The organism is Mesorhizobium sp. M1227 (assembly GCF_040318315.1).
In the GTDB taxonomy this organism is placed as follows: domain Bacteria; phylum Pseudomonadota; class Alphaproteobacteria; order Rhizobiales; family Rhizobiaceae; genus Mesorhizobium.
The window spans coordinates 85,030-104,701 of sequence record NZ_JAMYLZ010000007.1 but is presented as its reverse complement, the minus strand read 5'-3'; the positions used below and the strand labels follow the sequence as shown (position 1 = coordinate 104,701).

At 62.8% G+C, this 19,672-nt stretch carries 17 protein-coding genes; 3 read left to right on the top strand and 14 right to left on the bottom strand.

Translation table 11 applies throughout. The features are described from left to right. Positions 1-58 precede the first annotated feature (58 nt). A complete protein-coding gene (locus tag NKH28_RS12150) occupies positions 59-1,513 on the top strand; it encodes a glutamate synthase subunit beta (RefSeq protein ID WP_352469525.1) in 1,455 nt (484 codons plus the stop codon). Positions 1,514-1,535: 22 nt separating this feature from the next. Here NKH28_RS12150 and NKH28_RS12145 read toward each other — a convergent pair whose 3' ends face one another. Beyond that, a complete protein-coding gene (locus tag NKH28_RS12145) occupies positions 1,536-2,783 on the bottom strand; it encodes an SGNH/GDSL hydrolase family protein (protein ID WP_352979001.1) in 1,248 nt (415 codons plus the stop codon). 26 nt (positions 2,784-2,809) lie between these two features. After that, complete coding sequence (locus NKH28_RS12140) at positions 2,810-4,036, bottom strand: lytic murein transglycosylase (protein ID WP_352564889.1); 1,227 nt, start codon at positions 4,034-4,036, stop codon at positions 2,810-2,812. 207 nt (positions 4,037-4,243) lie between these two features. Between NKH28_RS12140 and galU the strand changes: the two genes are divergently transcribed. Continuing rightward, entirely contained in the window at positions 4,244-5,149 is a 906-nt protein-coding gene (gene galU / locus NKH28_RS12135; RefSeq protein ID WP_352469528.1) for a UTP--glucose-1-phosphate uridylyltransferase GalU, read from the top strand. Positions 5,150-5,281: 132 nt separating this feature from the next. Here the strand turns inward: galU and NKH28_RS12130 are convergent, their stop codons facing one another. Next, positions 5,282-7,021, bottom strand: coding sequence for an outer membrane beta-barrel protein (locus tag NKH28_RS12130; protein ID WP_502906620.1), 1,740 nt, complete (start codon positions 7,019-7,021; stop codon positions 5,282-5,284). Between the two features lie 177 nt (positions 7,022-7,198). Here NKH28_RS12130 and NKH28_RS12125 point away from each other — a divergent pair, with 177 nt between their 5' ends. Next, a complete protein-coding gene (locus tag NKH28_RS12125; RefSeq protein WP_352539488.1) occupies positions 7,199-8,200 on the top strand; it encodes a KpsF/GutQ family sugar-phosphate isomerase in 1,002 nt (333 codons plus the stop codon). A gap of 7 nt (positions 8,201-8,207) precedes the next feature. Here NKH28_RS12125 and NKH28_RS12120 read toward each other — a convergent pair whose 3' ends face one another. The 11 genes from NKH28_RS12120 to NKH28_RS12070 all read right to left on the bottom strand — a co-directional run bounded on the left by NKH28_RS12120 (position 8,208) and on the right by NKH28_RS12070 (position 19,569). Continuing rightward, positions 8,208-8,672, bottom strand: coding sequence for an NfeD family protein (locus tag NKH28_RS12120; protein WP_352682513.1), 465 nt, complete (start codon positions 8,670-8,672; stop codon positions 8,208-8,210). A gap of 10 nt (positions 8,673-8,682) precedes the next feature. Further along, positions 8,683-9,633 (bottom strand): SPFH domain-containing protein, encoded by a 951-nt coding sequence (locus NKH28_RS12115; protein ID WP_352814354.1) that lies wholly within the window; start codon positions 9,631-9,633, stop codon positions 8,683-8,685. Positions 9,634-9,763: 130 nt separating this feature from the next. After that, entirely contained in the window at positions 9,764-10,828 is a 1,065-nt protein-coding gene (gene hemH, locus NKH28_RS12110) for a ferrochelatase (RefSeq protein WP_352978998.1), read from the bottom strand. Between the two features lie 150 nt (positions 10,829-10,978). Further along, positions 10,979-13,006, bottom strand: coding sequence for a 5'-nucleotidase C-terminal domain-containing protein (locus NKH28_RS12105; RefSeq protein ID WP_352978996.1), 2,028 nt, complete (start codon positions 13,004-13,006; stop codon positions 10,979-10,981). A gap of 190 nt (positions 13,007-13,196) precedes the next feature. Then, positions 13,197-13,571, bottom strand: a complete 375-nt coding sequence (omp10, locus tag NKH28_RS12100) for an outer membrane lipoprotein Omp10 (RefSeq protein ID WP_023720183.1) — start codon at positions 13,569-13,571, stop codon at positions 13,197-13,199. Positions 13,572-13,758: 187 nt separating this feature from the next. Then, positions 13,759-15,204, bottom strand: coding sequence for a homospermidine synthase (locus tag NKH28_RS12095; protein ID WP_352978994.1), 1,446 nt, complete (start codon positions 15,202-15,204; stop codon positions 13,759-13,761). Positions 15,205-15,326: 122 nt separating this feature from the next. Beyond that, the gene (locus NKH28_RS12090; protein WP_352978992.1) at positions 15,327-16,565 is read right to left on the bottom strand and encodes a hypothetical protein; all 1,239 of its coding nucleotides are present in this window, start codon (positions 16,563-16,565) and stop codon (positions 15,327-15,329) included. Beyond that, a complete protein-coding gene (locus NKH28_RS12085) occupies positions 16,549-17,505 on the bottom strand; it encodes a heme-dependent oxidative N-demethylase family protein (RefSeq protein ID WP_352612883.1) in 957 nt (318 codons plus the stop codon). The genes NKH28_RS12090 and NKH28_RS12085 overlap by 17 nt, the downstream gene beginning before the upstream one ends. Next, complete coding sequence (locus tag NKH28_RS12080; protein WP_352469536.1) at positions 17,502-17,789, bottom strand: YciI family protein; 288 nt, start codon at positions 17,787-17,789, stop codon at positions 17,502-17,504. Before NKH28_RS12080 ends, NKH28_RS12085 begins: the two co-directional genes overlap by 4 nt. 17 nt (positions 17,790-17,806) lie before the next feature. Next, positions 17,807-18,469 (bottom strand): aminotransferase class IV family protein, encoded by a 663-nt coding sequence (locus NKH28_RS12075; protein WP_352469537.1) that lies wholly within the window; start codon positions 18,467-18,469, stop codon positions 17,807-17,809. Next, positions 18,418-19,569 carry an aminodeoxychorismate synthase component I gene (locus tag NKH28_RS12070; RefSeq protein WP_352469538.1) on the bottom strand — a complete coding sequence of 384 codons (1,152 nt, stop codon included), beginning with the start codon at positions 19,567-19,569 and terminating at the stop codon, positions 18,418-18,420. Before NKH28_RS12070 ends, NKH28_RS12075 begins: the two co-directional genes overlap by 52 nt. Positions 19,570-19,672: the final 103 nt, after the last annotated feature.

Sequence of the window (19,672 nt, the reverse complement as noted above, 5' to 3'; positions counted from 1 at the left end):
CTTATGAGGTTAACGGGTGCGTCGCCAGGCGTGCCTTCCGGACAGCAGGGACTGGACTATGGGCAAGGTAACAGGGTTTCTCGAGATCGACCGGCAGGTGCACAAGTACCAGCCGGCTTCCGACCGCATCCGGCATTTCCGCGAGTTCACGCTGCCGATGTCGGACAAGGAGGTCGAGAAACAGGCCGCGCGGTGCATGGATTGCGGCATTCCTTATTGCCATGGACCGACCGGCTGCCCGATCCACAACCAGATCCCGGACTGGAACGACCTCGTCTACAATGGCGACTGGGAAAACGCGATCCGCAACCTGCATTCGACCAACAATTTTCCGGAATTTACCGGCCGCATCTGCCCCGCACCTTGCGAGGAAGCCTGCACGCTGAACCTCGAGGATATTCCGGTCGCCATCAAGACCATCGAGCAGGCCATTGCCGACAAAGCCTATGAAACCGGCCATATCCGGCCCTATCCGCCGGAACGGAAGACCGGCAAGCGCGTCGCGATCATCGGCTCGGGGCCGGCAGGCATGGCGGCTGCCCAGCAACTCGGCCGCGCCGGCCATGACGTTCACGTCTATGAGCGCGAGAGCCGGCCGGGCGGGCTGATGCGCTACGGCATCCCCGATTTCAAGATCGAGAAGCATTATATCGACCGGCGCATCGAGCAGATGCAGGGCGAAGGTGTCAGCTTCCATTGCGGCGTCAATGTCGGCGTCGACAAGCCGGTCGCCGAACTGCTCGCCGAATATGACGCCGTGCTCTATTGCGGCGGCTCCGAAACGCCGCGCCCGGCCAACATCCCGGGCGACGATCTCGACGGCGTGCACGACGCCATGCCGTATCTGGTGCAGCAGAACAAGCGTATCGGTGGCGAGCCGATCCAGTCGGTGGCATGGCCGTCGCGCCCGATCGTCGCCGGCGGCCAGCACGTCGTCGTCGTCGGCGGCGGCGACACTGCCTCAGACTGCGTCGGCACCGCCTTCCGCCAGGGCGCGGTGCGCGTCACCCAGCTCGACATCCGGCCGCAGCCGCCGGAAAAGGAGGACAAGCTGTCGGTCTGGCCCTACTGGGCGACCAAGATGCGCACGTCATCGTCGCAGGCCGAAGGCGCCGAGCGCGAATTCCAGGTGGCGACGCTTGAATTCATCGGCGAAGACGGCCAGCTGACCGGGGTCAAATGCTGCGAGGTCGACGAAAAGCGCAAGCCGATCGCGGGCACGGAATTCGTCATCCGCGCCGATCTCGCGTTCATCGCCATCGGCTTTGCCGGGCCAGCCGCTCGCGGGCCGATCTCGGAACTCGACGGGCAGATGAAGATCGTCACCGACAGCCGCCGTTCGAAGAATGTCGAGGCCAATGACCGGGACTACAGGACCAGCGTCGAAAGGCTCTATGCGGCGGGCGACGTGCGGCGCGGCCAGTCGCTGGTCGTCTGGGCGATCCGCGAGGGTCGCCAGGCGGCGCGCGCCATCGACGAGGCGCTGATGGGATCGAGCGTGCTGCCGCGCTGAGTCCGTTCCGAAGAGGTTCTGTTTACTGGCGGATCGCCGTCGTCGTATCGGATGCGGCCGCCGTCGCAGGCTGTGTCTTGGGCGGCCAGGAGAAATCGTCGGCGCGGCCCGGTGAGGCGTCGGGCGCCTTGCCCTCGACGATCAGCCTTTCGCCCGGCAAATTCTTGTCAGCTTTTGCCGGCGGGGCGGCGCCGAGAAGTTCCGAGCCGCCGTCCAGCGCCGGATCGCTGAGCAGCATCGGCACGGTGCGATCGACAGCTATCGGTGCCGCGGCAGGTGCCGGCGCCTCGACGGGAGCGCCGGCCGGGGCAGAAGCCGTCACCACGCTTCCCGGCGCGGCCAGCCCCAGGATCTTCATCAGCGGCTTTTCGGTATAGAAGGCGAGCTTGCGCTTGCCGGCCTTCGACATGTTGATGCCGTCGTCGGAGCGCAGGCGCACCGATTGGCCGTTGATGTCCGGTCCGCTGGTGATGAAGGCGCCGTTCTCGTCGACGAACCCGTCCCAGACGTCGACGAATTCGCCGCCGTGGCTTTCGGCGGACGAGCGGAAGATGTCGTTGAAGGCCAGCATGTCGGAGGTCATTTTCGAGACCCGGAAGGCCGGCATGCCGACCCACAGATACGGCACCTTGGTTGCGGCGATGGCCTTGCCGAACGCATCGGTCCGGCGCTCGTATTCCTTGGTCCAGTTTTCGGATCGCGGCTGCTCGCGTACATCGCCGACGCGCATCTGCTGCCGGTCGTTGGATCCGAGCATGACGACGACGGCTGCCGGTTTTTCGGCAGCGATCAGCGACTTGACCTGTTCTGGCCAGTTGTAGACATCGTCACGCACGAAGCCGGACGATCCGTTGGCACGGACGACGATCCTGACGCCAGTGTTTTCGGCAAAGGCGGCGTCGAGCCCCTCAGCCAGCCCAGACGCCATGAAATCGCCGACCACCAGAACGACGCGTGCATCCGGCGCCTTCTCGACCACTGGGGTTGTCGGCTCGGCCGGCGGCGGCCGGCTAACTGACCGGGGCTTTCTCAGCTTGGGCCTGGGCTTTGTTCTCTGGAATTCTCTCTGGAATTCGGGCGGCGGCTGCTCAAACCGCTCGCTTCTGCGCGGAAACAACAGGTCGCGCAGCGACCAGCCACGACTTTCCGGCTCCTGCGCCATGGCCGCGGTATGAAAGGCACTGGCGCCGCCGACCGCCAGAACGGCGATCGCCAGAACGAGGATCGGCACGCGACGAACGATTAACCGGATGCGCGCAACCGAAACCAATCACCCTCTCCATCCCGCAACCGGCTCTAGTTCTGCCTGAGCCATTTGAGCACTTCCTTGCTCGGATACCCGTCCTGGGTCAAGCCAGCCTTTGCCTGGAAGGCCATGATGGCGGTTTTCGATCCGTCACCGATCTTGCCGTCGAACTTGCCGTCGTAATAGCCGTGCTCGGAAAGTCGCTTCTGAAGCTCCTGCCTTTCCTCGAAGGAGAGCTTGGTAAACGGTCGCTTCCAGTCCTGCACAAGCCCGCCATAGCCGGCAATTTCGTCGGCAAGAAGGCCCACGGCGAGCGCATATTTGTCGGCATTGTTGTAACGCTTGATGACCGAGAAATTCTTGATCATCAGGAAAGCCGGCCCGCCGCTGCCGCCGGGCAGCTTCAACGTCGCCTTGTCCGCACCGTTCTTGAACGGCTTGCCGTTGGCACGGCTGACCCCCAGCGCCTGCCATTGCGACAGCGACTTCGAGCCTCCGGGCAGCTTCTTGCCGTCCGGAAGGCTGACCTCATAACCCCAGGTCTTGCCTGCCTGCCAGCCGTTCTTCCTCAGCAAATTGGCGGCTGTCGCCAGTGCGTCGGGAATCGAATTCCAGATGTCGCGCTTGCCGTTGCCGTCCATATCGACCGCATAGGACTGGTAGCTGGTGGGGATGAACTGGGTATGGCCCATCGCGCCGGCCCATGAGCCGCTGAGATGGCTTTCGTCGATGTCGCCGGTCTGCAGGATCTTCAGCGCCGCGATCAGCTGGGTGCGGGCAAATTTCGCTCGCTTCGGATCGGCATAACCAAGCGTCGCCAGCGAGCGCACGACATTGCGCATGATATCATCGCGCTTGAGAGTTTCGCCGTAGTTCGATTCCATAGACCAGATGGCCAGCAGGATGTAGCGGTCGACGCCGTATCTTGCCTCGATCCTGTCCAGCCAAGGCTTCCATTTCCTTGCCATCTGCTGGCCGACGGCGACCGACTGGTCATGGACGCGGTTGTCGAAATAATCCCAGGCGGGTGCGGTGAATTCGGGTTGAGTACGGGCCTTTTCCAGTACCACCGGGTCAGCATCGTTGATGCCCTTGAATGCCTGGTCGTAGACGGAGCCGGAAACGCCGCTCGCCACGGCGGTAGCACGGAAGCTGGCGACCCATTGGCGGAAGCCGGCATCGGCAAAAGCCGGCCCGCTGGGCATGAGCAAAGCAAGCGAGAGGCTGGCGGCCGTCAGGACGCTGGTGAAGCGCCTTGCGGCGTTGCGAACGGACATCTTTTCCTCCTTCTTCATCTCAGGAAGACTATTCATCGCCGAACCCGGTTAGCATTTGGTTTACCATAGGTGCCGTGCGGGGTGAAAAGATGCGTCAATGCTTTACCAGCTGAGATTTATGACCCGCCGTTCAGTAATCCTCGATTTCGGCATGAAAATGTCTCGAATCGGGATTGCCGAACAGGCATGCAAATGGATAATTGGCACATGAAGAGAGTTCGCAAGGCAGTGTTCCCGGTTGCCGGTCTCGGCACGCGCTTTCTCCCTGCTACCAAGGCCATTCCCAAGGAAATGCTGACGGTCGTCGACAGGCCGGTCATCCAGTATGTGGTCGATGAGGCGCGCGATGCCGGGATCGAGCATTTCATCTTCGTGACCGGCCGCAACAAGGCGGTCATCGAGGATCACTTCGATGTCCAGTTCGAGCTCTACGACACGCTTGCGCAGCGCGGCAAGGACGACCAGCTCGCCCGCCTGCAGCGGCTGCAACCGGCGCCGGGGCAGACCAGCTTCACCCGCCAGCAGGTACCGCTCGGCCTTGGCCACGCCGTCTGGTGCGCGCGCGAGCTCGTCGGCGACGAGCCCTTTGCGCTGCTATTGCCCGACATGATCATGCAGTCGGAAAAAAGCTGCATGAAGGACATGGTCGAGCTTTACGCCGAGACCGGCAACAACATCGTCGCCGTGCAGGAATGCGATCCGGCCGAGGCGCACAAATACGGCATTGTCGGCCGCGGCGAGGACGCGCATCACGGTTTCCGCATCACCGGCATGGTGGAAAAGCCGAAGACCGGCACGGAGCCGTCGAACCTCTACATCAACGGGCGCTATATCCTGCAGCCGGAGATATTCAAGATACTCGAAGGTCAGGAAAAAGGCGCCGGCAACGAGATCCAGCTCACCGATGCAATGCTGAAGCTGCAGAAGCAACAGCCCTTCTACGGCTACCACTACCGCGGGCGGACGTTCGACTGCGGCTCGCCCGAAGGCTTCGTCGAGGCCAACGTTGCCTTCGCACTGTGGCGCAGAGACATGAATGCCAGCATGGCCGGTGTCATTCGCACGCTTCTCGACGAACTCGCGCCGTCAGAACGCCGCGGCATAGCCTTGTAGTTTCAACACCGGTTGCCGCGCTGATCGGCTAAAGCGCGCCGCGTTCGACCGGCCTCATGCGACGCGCTTTAGGTTCTTGTTTTAGGCAAGTCGTTATCGCAAAACCGCTGCACACTTTTGCGCGACATGCATTTAGCGCTGCAACTTCAAGCCGACGAAGATACTGTTGGCCGTGTAGTCGCGCCCAATCAGGTTGCTGGTCAGTTTTTCAGTCCTGGCGCGGGTGGTGAGCCCGGTGTAGCGGTTCAGCCACCACGTCAGCCCAGCCTCGGCGCTCAGCGTCAAATCATGATCGTCGGAGCCGGTATAGTCGCGCCATTCGAGGCCGAGAGCGGCATTTCCGGTCAGGTTAGCGCGGATCTGCCGCTCGCCGGTGAGGCTGCCGGAATAGAGCATGTCGCCGCTTTCGCCCGCATTCGTCGTGTTCTCGGCGGTCGTCTGTGCGGTGAGCCCGATCGTGGTGCCGCGTTCCGGCGACCATTTGAGATCGGCATTGACCGTCGCGCCCGAAATAGCCGGCAGGGCATCGTCGTCGATAGCTTCGCGCAGCCAGCCGACCGAGAACTCGCCGGTAAGCTTCTCGCGGAGATCGAGCTCGACGCCGGCCCGTGCGCCAAGCCTGGTCGAGGAGCGCTGGAAGCCGTTTGGATCGACACGCAAATCATAAGCGCGCCGGCCGATCTCGATTTCGGTGAACGGGGTGATGGCAGGCGAGATCTCGTAACCTGTACGCAAAATGGCCGTGTAGAGCGTCGAGTCGCGGCCCTTCTGCGACAGCGATCCGCCGGACGAAAGCTTGGCGTCGCCAAAGATGTCGTGCTCGACCGCGCCGGTCAGCGCGAAGCGCATCTTGCCGGCATCCTTCTCGACGGCGAGACTGCCGTTCACGGTCTGGCGCACCGGCTGGCCAACGGCGCCGACGACCGCGTCCGGCGCCGAGGCCGATTCGGGCACGGCCTCATAGCCCAGCTTGGCGATGGCGCGCAGATCATTGTCGAGATCGATGTTGAGTGTGCCGTCGACGCGGCCTTGCGCCTCGTGAATGTCATAGCCGGACAAGGTTTCGCGGAAGATGCCATAGCCCTCAACCGTCGCCGAATTCTCCCGCCAGTCGGAGACGGCGTTGAAGCGCAGAGTCGTTTCCGACAGCAAGGCCGGCTTGCCGAGGCTGCTCGAATCGGCGTTTGTCGAAGACGTCAGGCCTTGCTCGAGCGTCGGCCGGATTACGAAAGAGCCGAGCTTGATGCCGGTGGCGGCGAACGGGTCGTCCTCGTTCTTTTTGTTCTGGCCTTCGATGGCTTCGGTGCGCTCGGCGCCGGGGTCGAGCCTGAGCCTCTCGGCGGAATCGATGGTGACGGCACGGCGGTTGACCGTATCCTGCTCGTCTATAGCGGCGGTATCGGTGTCATCGGTCGCCGCCGCGGCTGCAGTCGCGGCTCTCTTGCGCTTCTGGCTGTCAGCGGTCTCGTCTTCGGCGTTGGCCGCATTGGCGGCGCGTGGCGTCGCGCTTGGTCGCCGTCGGGGTGGCGGAGCAGGGTTGTCGGGAAATGGGTCGCCGCTGGCCGCTGGTTGATCGAAAGTGCCGCCGGTTGTGGCCGCCTCGCCCGTGCCGTCGTCAGGCAACGCCCCTTGGCTGGCCGGGCGATAGGTAGGCAGCGGCGTATTGTCGTTGGCGGTTGCAGCAGCCTGCGCGGCTTGGGTTCCGGCTATGCTCGAGTGCCTGATCTTGTACTGCTGTTCGTCCAGGATTGTCGATTCCGAAACCTCGCCGCGCAGCTCGGTTTCCTGGGCGCAAAGCAGTGCCGGCCGCGACAACGCAAAGACACTGGTTGCCAGCAGCAAAGCGCAGACCGCCTTGCCCTTTCGTCCCATTTTGTTTTGAGGCTGAAACCCGGACATCGGCACCACTGCTTGCGCGGCGCACGCGCGCCATACTTACGAAACCGTAAATGGGGATGGTTAACGGAGCGTTGAGGCATGGCCCATCAGGAGGTTCCGGACGGCAATTCCGTTGGACAGGCGCGCGCCGAAGCGCTAATCGCATCGTCCATGGACGTGAAATCCCCAGACAGGAAGCGGCATGACGGGCAGGCCGCGATTGCCTCGGCGCTGAGAACCGTGGCGACGGAGCAGGCCGGCGTCGCGGCACTGGCAGACGCTCTCGAAAACGGGCTGGCCGAGCCGTTCGCACGAGCCGTCGGCATGGTGTCGCAGATCGATGGCCGCGTCATCGTCACCGGGGTCGGCAAAAGCGGCCATATCGGCTCGAAGATCGCCGCAACGCTCGCCTCGACCGGCACGCCGGCCTTTTTCGTCCACCCTGCCGAAGCCAATCACGGCGACCTTGGCATGATCGCCAGAAACGACGCCATAATCGCGCTTTCGTGGTCGGGCGAAAGCCTTGAGCTCAAGGGCATCATCGCCTATTCGAGGCGCTTCTCGATCCCGCTGGTCGCGGTCACCGCGGGTGAAAAATCGGCTCTGGCGCGCGCGGCCGACGTTGTGCTTCTGCTGCCGCGAGCACCGGAAGCCTGCCCGCACGGGCTTGCGCCGACGACCTCGACACTATTGCAAATGGTGATGGGCGATGCGCTGGCCATCGCGCTGCTCGAGGCACGCGGCTTCACCCCGGACCATTTCCGCACGTTTCATCCCGGCGGCCAGCTCGGAGCCAACCTGACGCAGATCCGCGAGATCATGCATGTCGGCGACAGGCTGCCGCTGGTGTCGTCAGGTACCGGCATGCGCGAGGCAATCCTCGAACTGTCGCGCAAGGGGTTTGGCTGCGTGGCCGTGACTGCCGCGGACGGCAAGCTGATCGGCATCATCACCGATGGCGACATCAGGCGCCATATCGGCAGCGATCTCCTGGCAATGAGCGTCGATCAGGTGATGACCAGAGAGCCGAAAATGGCTTCGCCCGACACGCTTGTTGCGACGGCGCTGCAGACAATCAACGACTCGGCTATCACCAGCCTGATGGTGGTCGAAGGCAGGCGGCCGATCGGGCTCGTCCATCTGCACGACCTGCTGCGCATCGGTGCTGCCTAGCGGGCTTCTAGACCGCCTCGACCGTCAGTTCCAGGTCGGTATCAGCGGCGCCCGTCACGCGCACTTGCGTGCCGGCCGGCAGGTCAGGGCCGGAGACGCGCCACAACGTGTCGCCCAGCTTTATGCGGCCGCGCCCGTCCTTGATCGGCTCGGCAAGGGTCGCCGTCCGGCCGACCATCTGTGCGCCGCGACGGTTGAGCAGGGGCTGGTCGGTTTCATCATGGCGCCCGCCCACCAGCCGCTTGCCGACATAGGCCGAGACCAGCGACAGCGCGAGGAAGGCGAGGACCTGGACTTGCCAGGTCCAGAAACCGGCATCCCAGATGAGCAGTGAGACGACGCCGATCAACAGCGCGGCAATGCCGATCCACAGCATGAAAATGCCCGGCGCGATGACCTCCATTACCAGCAGGACGAAGCCGAGGACCATCCAGCTCCACGGGCCGAGTTCGGAAACAATGCGGCCGAGCATGGCTGTGGCCTCAGGTTTCGCTCGGACGAACGACCGGCGGGCGGGCGGCCTGTCGTGCGGCACCGGCGGTGCCTTCGCTTCGGAAAACTTCCTTGGCGATTTCGCCAATACCGCCGAGCGTGCCGATCAGCGATGAGGCCTCCATCGGCATCAGCACGAGCTTGCTGTTTGTCGCTGAGCCGATCCTGGTCAGCGCTTCGGTGTATTTCAGCGCGACGAAGTAGTTGAGCGCCTGCACGTCGCCTTTGGAAATCGCCTCCGACACCACCTGCGTGGCGCGTGCTTCAGCCTCGGCCGAGCGCTCGCGCGCCTCGGCATCGCGGAAGGCGGCTTCCTTGCGGCCTTCGGCCTCCAGGATCTGCGATTGCTTGAGGCCTTCGGCGGCGAGGATCTGCGCGCGCTTATTGCGCTCGGCCATCATCTGTCGGCCCATCGATTCGACGAGATTGGCCGGCGGGTTGATGTCCTTGATCTCGACACGAGTGATCTTGATGCCCCAGGGATGCGCCGCCTCGTCAACGACGCGCAGCAGGCGCTCGTTGATGGCGTCGCGGTTCGACAAAAGTTCGTCGAGGTCCATCGAGCCCATCACGGTGCGGATGTTGGTCATCGTGAGATTGAGAATCGCATTCTGCAGGCCGGAGACCTGGTAGGCGGCCTGCGCCGCGTTGAGCACCTGATAGAAGGCGATGCCATCGACGGCAACGGTGGCATTGTCGCGGGTGATGATCTCCTGCGTCGGTACGTCGAGCACTTGCTCCATCATGTTCATCTTGGCGCCGACGCGGTCGACGAAAGGCACGATCAGGTTGAGGCCTGGGTTCAATGTCCTGGTGTAACGGCCAAAACGTTCGACGGTATAATTATAGCCTTGCGGAATTGTTCGGATGCCCTTGATAAGCACCAGCACGACAAGGGCGACAAGAACAAGAAGCGCGATATCAAAACCACTGAAACCCATTTGGCTCTTCCCTCAAAGGCCGGCTATGTTGGATATTCCACGCGACCGATTCCACCAAACACTTAAGTGTGTTTCAGCAATGTTACAATCAGGTGATCACGGATTGCGGGTGCATAGACGGGTGATCTGTTCAGGCCCAGCCGGACAGCTCGCGCCGCACCATCGCCTCGATCACCGCCATGCCCTCGGCACTGTCGTTGAGGCAAGGGATATGTGCGAACTTTTCGCCGCCGGCATGATGGAAGGTCTCGGACGCTTCCCTGCCGATCTCGTCCAGCGTCTCGATGCAGTCGACGGAAAATCCTGGATTGACGATGGCGACCGATTTCACGCCTTCGCGCCCTAGTCTTTCGACCGTCTTGTCGGTGTAGGGCTGCAGCCACTCCTGCGCGCCGAAGCGCGACTGGAAGGTGGTAATCAGCTTGTTTTCATCCCAGCCGAGCTTTTCGCGCAGCAGTCGGGTCGTCTCGAGGCAATGGGCCTGGTAGGGGTCGCCCTTGTCGGAATAGAGTTTCGGAATGCCGTGATAGGAAGCAATGACAATTTCCGGTTCGAATCCGAGGCTCGCCAGATGCTTTTCGACCGAACGGGCGAGCGCCTCGATATAGGCCGGCTCGTTGTAATAGGGTGGCACGCTGCGAATGGCCGGGGCGCGGCGCATCTTCATCAGCGCGCGAAACAGCTGGTCGTTGGCAGTCGCAGTCGTCGTCGCCGAATATTGCGGATAGAGCGGGAAAGACAGGATGCGGTCGCAGCCTTGCTCGACCAGTCTCTCGGCCACGCTCTCGGTCGAAGGGTTGCCATAGCGCATCGCCCAGTCGACGACGACATTGGGTAGCTCGCCGAGCGCGAGCCCGAGCTTCTCGGCCTGGGCGCGGGTGTAGGTTCGCAGCGGCGACTCGTTGCGCTCCCGGTTCCATATCCTGGCATAGTTGGCCCCTGATTTCTTCGGCCGGGTGGTGAGGACCACGCCGTAGAGGATCGGATACCAGATCGCCTTGTTGAGCTCGATGACGCGCGGATCGGACAGGAACTCCCGGAGGTAGCACCACATCGGCTTGAAGCCGGTGCCGTCCGGGGTGCCGAGATTGATCAGCATGACGCCGACCTTGCCGGTCCTGACCAGAGGGCGCCCTGCCGACGGCGAGGCGGCAGTCTTCTCGGCTTTGATTTCAGCAGGGTTGGCAAGCGTCATGAGGTTCTCCAACACCGCGAACCAACGGTGCCGCGGCGAAAGTAGCGATGCCGCGCCGGTTTTCAAATGCTGCGTCTGGCCGCACCTTATCCCAGAAATGCAACACCCGCCCGGTCTGCCGGGCGGGTGCATTGCGTTCCTGCGGCCGGATTACTTCGAGGCCGTCGGGATCGTCAAGGTTGCGCCGACCGGAAGGCGGCGTGGCTCGTAGGCTTTGTTGGCAGCGGAGATTATTTTCCATTTGGTGCCGTCGCCATAAGCCTTCACCGCGAGATCCCAATAGGTATCGCCGGCGACGATTACATGGCTGCTTTCGGCCGGTGCCGGCTCAGCCGGAGCAGGGGTCGCCGGAGCCGGTGTGCCAGGAGCCGCAGGTACCGCCGGCTGGGCCGGCTCGGCGGGTGCGGGTGCCGGCGCTGTTTCAGCCGGGACGGCCGGCGGCGTCTTGGAAATGTCGCCGGAGCCGGCCGGCATTTCGGGCATTGCCGGCTCAACGGGCTTTGCCGGCGCAGCCTCAGCAGGTTTTGGCGGTTCGGCAGGGTTGGCAGGTTCTGCGGCCGGGGCCACGGTCGCGGCGATCTCGGTGATGCGGCCGTCGAGCTTCGGCGTATAGGGCCGGTGCGCGCCTAGGTAGTCGGCGACGACCTGTTCCAGCCCCGGGCCGTAATCATAGGCGTTCTTGGCCTTCTCGGCGAACACCTTGTAGCCGTCGCCGCCCTGGCGGACATAGTTGTTGGTGGCGACCAGGTAATCCTTGTCCGGCTTAATCGGCGTCCAGGCGCCGCCTTCCATGACCTCGACCGATTTGACGCGTCCGTTAGGCGGCGCCGATTTGTCGAACGCATATTTCAGGCCGGCAACCTGCGGGAAGCGCCCGGCGCCGTCCTCGACCTGGCTGAGGCCGCTTTCGAGGCCGGCAACCAAATCCTTGCCGGAGATCTGGAAGGTCGCCAGCGTGTTCTGAAACGGCAGGACGGTGAGAACCTCGCCCATGGTGACGGTGCCCTGGTCGATGGAGGCGCGCAAGCCGCCGCCATTCGAGATGACGATCTCGACACCTTGGCCCTTGACCCGGTCGAGGACGGCGTCGGAGACCAGATTGCCCATCTCGCATTCGCGGGCGCGGCAGTTTTCGCGACTGCCGTCGATCGCCTTGGTGGTCTCGGCGACTTCCTTGTTCTTCAAGGCCTCGATCGGCGCGCCGAGTTCCTTGATGCGGGCAAGCACGGCGGGGTCGGGCATGATCGATTTGTCGAGATGGATGGGATCGCCGCTTGCCTCCTTGACGACGCCGTTGTCGTCGAACACGACCTTGAACTCGCCGAGATATTTCGAATAGGACGCCGCCTGCACGACCGGCACTTTGTAACCGTCCGGATTGTCGACCATCGTCGGATATGGGCCTTCCGCCTTGGGGTCGGTGTTGGACAGCAGCGAATGGCTGTGGCCGCCGACCACCACGTCGATGCCCGGGATCTTGGCGATCACGTCGCGCTCGCGCTTGTAGCCGATATGGGTGACCGCGATGATCTTGTTGACGCCCTCTCGCTTCAGTTTCTCGACCTCAGCGGTGATCGACTTGACGTCGTCTTCGATGGCAATGTTCGGGCCAGGCGAGGCAAGCTCCGGCGTGTCGTTGGTGACCGCGCCGACGATGCCGATCTTCTGGCCGCCGACCTCGACTATGATCGACGGCTTGACGCGGTCGCCGAGCTTGGATTGCGCATTGGCCTTCACGTTGGCGCCGAGCACCGGAAACTGGATCATGTCGAGGAACGGCGCCAGCGCCGACTCGCCATCGTCGAACTCATGGTTGCCGAGAGCCTCGGCATCGAATTTCATCTGGTTGAGGAATTCGCCTTCGGTCTTGCCTTTGTAGGTCGTGTAGAAGAGCGAGCCCTGGAAATTGTCGCCGGCGCTGAGCAACAGCACGTTCTGGCCTTCCAGCTTCTTGCGCTCCTGCGCGATCGCGGTGACCAGGCGGGCGGCGCCGCCGACGCATTCGCCCTTGGTCTCCTCCTCGGCCGAGCAGGTCGATTCGTACTTGTTGTTGCTCTCGATGCGGCTATGCCAGTCGTTGATGTGCAGGATGTTGAGCGTGTAGTCGGCAAAGGATACCCCTGCCGACAGGCCAAGCGCCGATGCCGACAGCGCGGCGATGGCAGCAATCTTCTTCATTCTCGTCTCCCGGATAACTTGACCAGAGGCGTTTAACGCTCTTGTTTGACTGGGATGTAACAGCCCTCTTGGGCTATGTTCACATCGCGTTTCAGTCGATGCAAGCGGAAATCGGCATCAGCTTTGCCGGCGCAAGAAGACGGCGGCTTGAAGCCGCCGCCCTTGTGCAAAGTAAATTCGGAATCGGATTTCAGGTGCGCCTGGTCAGCACAAAATTCTGCCCGCTCGCGCTGGTGCAATTGAGCTGGCTGGTGGAGACCATCAGGCAGTTGAAGCTGATTGGCGTCTGGCGGATCAGCGAAGTGCCATGGATCTCGACCGAGGTGCCGCCGGTCATGGTGTAGCTGCCATCGGCAAGCTTCTGGCCGGTGTCGGTTGCGACGGTCGCGAAGCTGCCGCCCTTGAAGGTGGACAAGCCCGTGCCCTGCGCGTCGATCCAGGAGCCTTCAACCCCCTTGGCCGTGATCACCGGCGGCTCGCCTGGGCCGGTTGTCGTGCAGGCCGCCAACGCGACCGTAGCGGCCGCGGCAATGCCAGCCGAAAGCAGTCTTTGCGCAATCGTCATCTTCAAGATCCTCTCCTCTCGCATCGGCCCGAAAATCGATCCGATTTTCGGAAAGCACGATGCGCACATTCAAAGTGCTAGAGCGTACTTTGTGCGTCCAAATGGACGCACGTGGCTCTAGGCCGCCCCTCTTCAATCGCCCGATTTCCGGGCGATTGCAAGCTGGCCGAGTGTCGAGGCAACGCTGCTATCGAACGAGGATGTTGCGGAATTGCCACGGGTCTTTGGTATCGAGATCCTCGGGAAACAGACCAGGCCGATTGTCGAGCGGTGTCCAGTCGGTATAATAGCTCCTGACCGGCCCGAGATAGGGGCCCTGCACGTCGAGGCAGCGCTTGTAATCCATCTCGTCGGCCTCGACGATGCCGGCCTCGGGATTTTCCAGCGCCCAGACCATGCCGGCCAGCACCGCCGACGTGACCTGCATGCCGGTGGCGTTCTGATAGGGCGCCAGCTTGCGCGCCTCGGCCAGCGACAGCTGCGAGCCGTACCAGTAGGCGTTCTTGGCGTGGCCGTAGAGCAGCACGCCGAGTTCGTCGACGCCATCGACCAGTTCATTTTCGTCGAGCACGTGATGCACGGGCTGAGCCTTGCCGGCGACACCGAACATCTCGTGCAGCGACAGCACTGCGTCGTTGCAGGGATGATAGGCGTAATGGCAGGTCGGCCGGTATTGCACCTTGCCCTTCTTGCCGCGCAGCGTGAAAAAATCGGCAATCGAGATCGCTTCGTTGTGTGTCACCAGGAAACCGTATTGCGGGCCGGGCGTCGGACACCACGTGCGCACGCGTGTATTGGCGCCGGGCTGCTCCAGATAGATCGCGGCCTTCGAACCGTTCTTGTGGCTTTTGGCGTTCTTCGGCATCCACGCCTCATGCGTGCCCCAGCCGAGCTCGGCCGGCTGCAGCCCTTCCGAAATGAAGCCTTCGACCGACCAGGTGTTCCAGAACACGTTCATCGGCTTGGGCTTCTTGGTGCGCTGGGTGTCGCGCTCGGCGATATGGATGCCCTTGACGCCGGCCTTCTTCATCAGCCTGGCCCAGCCTTCGCGATCGTGCTGCGCGGGTTCCGAGACGTCGAGGCCAAGATCTGTGGCGAGATTGACCAGTGCCTGCTTGACGAACCACGAGACCATGCCCGGATTGGCGCCGCAGCACGAGATCGCCGTGGTGCCGCCCGGGTTCTTCGCGATTTCAGTACGTACGGTCTCGCGCAGCGCATAGTTGGTGCGTGAGGCGTTGTCGGCCTTCTCGTCGAAATAAAAGCCGAGCCAGGGTTCGACCACCGTGTCGATATAGAGGACGCCAAGCTTGCGGCAGAGCTTCATCAGCTCAAGCGAGGAAGTGTCGACCGACAGGTTGACGCAAAAGCCCTGGCCGCCGCCATTGGTCAAAAGTGGTGTCAGCAGCTTCTTGTAGTTCTTTTTGGTCACCGCATCCTGCATGAAAGTGATGCCGCGCTCGTCGAGCAATTTGCGGTCGGTGTCGCGCGGGTCGATGACCGTCATGCGCGACTTGTCGAATTTGAAATGGCGCTCGATCAGCGGCAGCGTTCCCCGTCCGATCGAGCCGAAGCCGATCATCACTACAGGGCCGGTGATCTCACCGTAAACGGGCCAGTTTTCATTCGCCATTTATCGATTACTCCCTCAAAAAACGCTTCGGAACAGCGGCTTGGCCGCGGCGCGACAAACCATAGATCATTGTCACAATAAAGCGAAAAGCGGACGGCCGGCCTCACGCCGCGCCATCCCGGCTACGGCTCGACCAGTCTTGCGAATTCAGGCTTGAAGAGGTCACGTGCCTCGGAGACCGGCAGTTCCAGCAGATCGTCGGCGCAGGCCTGGATGGCATGCGGCAGGGTCTGGAGCCCGAAAACCAGAACCTGCTTGTCGCCCTCACGCCAGAGGCTGACCGCTAGATATTCGCCGATGAGATCGTCCATGCCGCATTCGGCTTCGTGATCGATATCGGTCTGATCGATCGGTTTCTTGCGCCGCTGCTTGACGAAGGAGGCCAGGGAAGGACCGGGCTTGCCATCCACCGTATCCGAGAAAATGTCCTGAAGGCCAAGCAGGACGCCGCGCCGCACATCCATGATGTAGGCGTCCGAATAGTTGGTCGGATGCGCTCCGCCGCAGAAGATGCTGCCGGACTCCCGCCAGCTCATCAGCCGCGGAGTCAGCGACGTCACTTCGAATGTGCTGTCCTCATAGCCGCCGAGCGTGCCGCCGTTCATACCGTCAATTGGCCCGCCTTCGTTGAAACCGGCATATTGCGCCGCCACGCAGCCCAGTGCGCCGATGTTTGCGCGCCAGTGCCTCTCTTGCAGCAGAGCATTCGCGGCCTCGATCGGAACGTCGCCGGACAGTTCGACAATGCGCGGCGTGGCAAACCTGGTGCGGGGGTCGACGACATAGCGGTAGGTTGCGTCCGGCCAACCAGTCGTCTTGCCGTTATCGAGCTGAGTGTCCATCCGCAGATAGTCATAAGGGGACGTTTCCATAGTGAGCGGCGTGTCATTGGCGAAGAACTTCATGAAGCTGAAATCGTAGAGATCGAGCGGGGTGCCGGGCTCGTTCCCGGTCACTTGCCGACTTGCGACCCGTTCCAATCTGAGCGGCAGCGCCTTCTTTCCGTTCCAACTGCCTTCAAGGGTCTTGCCGTTACTGGATGAGGCCAGGCGCCAGACGGCGGCAATCGGCGCGGCCTTTCCGTCATCGCAATTGTCGGCGCCGCATGCCTCCTCCTCGGCCAGTTCGAACTTGCTGCCCCTTTGAGACCGGGCCTGCAGCGGGATGTCAACGCCCTTCGAGCGGTAGAAATAGCGGCCGGCCAGCGGGCCGCCGGGCGCCGCGGGGTCGCCGGTGAATTCGACGACGATATCGGCCTTTCCAAGCTTGCCGGCATAAGTCACCGGCTCCGCCTCGGCTGCTGTCGACAGCACCAGGATCGCGGCCATGAACGTGACCGGCCTGCTAAGATGCTGGATCATTGTTCCCCCCAGCGATCATTTTCAGTGTTTCCACCAGCCGGTCACGGTCGGCGGTCATCCCCTTGTAGTCGAGTTGTGCCTCGTCCAGCGCCAGAAGTTGTTCGGCCAAGGACGCCGCGAGCGCCGCGCGGTCGGGGTGGCGTTCCAGCACGGCGAGCGGGTCGAGATGGATGCGGATGGTGAAGAGTACGTCGCCCGAAACGGGGAGCTTTCTCAGCGTCTGCCGCTCGACGCGGATAAAGGCATGGGCGTCGATGTCGCCATCCGGGAATCTCGACGGGCGACTGCTGGCGCGGTCGATGCGTTCGAGGTTGGAGAGCGGGTGGTAGAGTGCGTCGCCCGCCTGGATCGACCAGTTGTAGCGCTCGACGGCTTGGCCCTGGAGGCCGTCGAACATGCGGTTGATGAGATCGGCCGGGCGTGTGCCCGGGCCGAAACCCGGTACCGGCGCGTGGATCTGCTGCAGCGGCTTGCCGAATTTTTCGATCAGCGACCATGACGACGGGAAGCAGAGCGAGCCGGCCGCCAGACGCCAGCCGCTCTCGTCGCGACGCATCAGGATCAAATCCTCCTGGACGAGCAACGAGGCCGCGACAAGCGGCGCATCGCTGAAAGAAGCTGAGGTGCCTGAGCCCTCGAGATTGTCGATGCCGCCGATCACCTCGATCGCATTGTCGGTACGCCTGTGGGTCTCAGGAAAGTTCGCCGCCAGATGCGCACCGAGCAGATCGAGCACTTCGCGCTGAGCGTCGCGCGTTGTTTGCTCCTCGACAAAAACCTTGCCGGGAATTTCCGCATAAAGCCGGCGTTTCTCGGCAAGATAGGGCAGCAGATATTCGTCGACCTCGATCCAGCTATCGAGATTGAGCGGCTTCAGCCCGATGGTGAACAGTTTCGACGAGCCGTCATAGGGTGTGTGGGTCGGCGGGCGGAAGCTCATGCCTCTTTGTAGGCTTCCAGTGCGGCGGCGGCCATTCTCGCCGTGAATTCGGTGATTTCGTAATCGGCGGCACCTGCCTTGGCGAAGGGATCGTCCGCCAGTCTGGCTTCGAGCACTTCGCGTGGACCACGCGCGATGATGATGCCGCCGGTCCTTGGCCGCTTTGGCCCGGAGGCGACAAAGATACCTTGCGCATAGCAGGCCTTCAGCCACTCGACATGCGCTTGCTGCAGGCGGTCGATCTCGGTCAGCGGCACCTTGTAGTTCAGCGAAACCACGAACATTGTTGTCTCCAGATGCTTCAGCCCAGCCGCGCCGGGATCAATCCGCGCAGCGAGTTGCCGACGAACAGCGCCTTGGCCGATTTCAGTTCGTTCCACGTGTAGACCGCTTCACCGGCGCGGCCTTGATCCAGCAGTTCGCCGCGCAGGACGCCAGGCAGCAGGCCGCAATCGAGCCGCGGCGTGGCCAGCACGCCGTCGCCGAAATCGGCAAAGACATTAGTGATCGTGCCCTCGCAGATTTCGCCGCGCTCATTGGCGAGCAGCACCTCGTCGGCGCGCCCGGCGAGATATTCGGCGCGCGCGCGCGTATAGGTTTGTCGGCGGCTGGTCTTGTGGCGCAGCAGCATATCGCTCGAATCAAGCCGCACGCGCGCCAGCTGCAGGGTCCAGACCTTGTCTGCGGCGAGCGGCTCGTAGGGCTGCACCGACACCGCCATTTCGCCCTTGCGCGACAGGACGAGGCGGGTGCGCAACGCGATCTGTTGGTGGCCGACCGCATTCATCAGCGCTTCGCCGACCCTTGTCGGATCGCAGGCGAAACCGAGTTCGCTTGCCGAGCCGTAAAGCCGCGCGAGATGGCGGTCGAAACGGAGGAAACCCGAGCCGGGTTCCCAGCGCATTGTTTCGATCAGTTCGAAATCGGCAGTGTTCCCGTCGCGAAACGGGCTTTCAGCAGACACTCCTGGTACTCCTCTTCGGCTGTCGAATCGAAGACGACGCCACCGCCGACATTGTAGACCGCCTCGCCATTGGCAAAGAGCGAGATGGTGCGGATCGCCACCGAAAAGCGCATCCGGCCGCCGGGCGCGATCCAGCCTATGGCGCCGCAATAGACATCGCGCGGGCCACTTTCCAGCTCGCGCAGGATCTCCATCGCGCGGATCTTCGGTGCGCCGGTAATCGAGCCGCAGGGGAACAGCGCGGCGAAAATCTGATGGATGGCGAGGCCGGGCAAGAGTTTCGCCCGCACGCGGCTCACCATCTGGTGGACGGTCGGGTAGCTCTCGATGCGGAAAAGCTCCGGCACATCGAGCGTGCCAACCTCGCTGATCAGTGAGATGTCGTTGCGCAGGAGATCGACGATCATCCGGTTCTCGGCCTGGTTCTTCTCGTCGTTGCGCAAGAACGCTTTCAGGCGATCGTCCTCGGCTTTTGTTGCGCCGCGCGGCGCGGTGCCCTTCATCGGATGCGTCTCGATCATGCCTTCCGCGTCCACCTCGAAGAACAGTTCGGGCGAACGCGACAAGACGATCGGATCGCCGAGCGCGACCAGCGCCCCATACTTCACCGGCTGGCGTTCGGTCAGCGCGTTGAAGGCGACCAGCGGGTCGCCCGACCACTGCGCATGGACCGGAAAGGTCAGATTGCCCTGGTAGCAGTCGCCCTTGCGGATGTGGTCATGCAGCCTGGCAAAGCGTTTGGCGTAGTCGTCCGAAGACCAGGCTGCCTTGGCGTCGAAGATTGGGCCGTTGCTGGCCGGCGGATCGCCTGGCGCGACCGTCTGCTCGACCGGCGCATCGAACACGCCGAGGCAAAAAAGCGGGGCGCGGCGGCCGGCCGGCAGCAGCGGAACGAGCTTGGGTTCGAGCAGGTAACCGGCCTCGTAGGAGAAATAACCGGCCAGCCATTTGCCGCCGTCATGTGCAGCCTGCGCGGCTTCCAGCGCCGGCAAAAAATCCGCCTCGCCATGCGCTGCGATTAACTCGGCCGGCCGGTCGAAAACGAGCTGCCGCGCGGTCTCGTCGTTCCTGAAAATTGCAAAGGGCAGGGGCAGGGACATAAGGCTCGGATGCTGCGGTCACCAGCGATCGATCTATATGGGGGCTCGACCGTGCGCAATCGAGGGAACGGCGTCCCAAGACGCAAAGGCGCGGCGGCAAAAA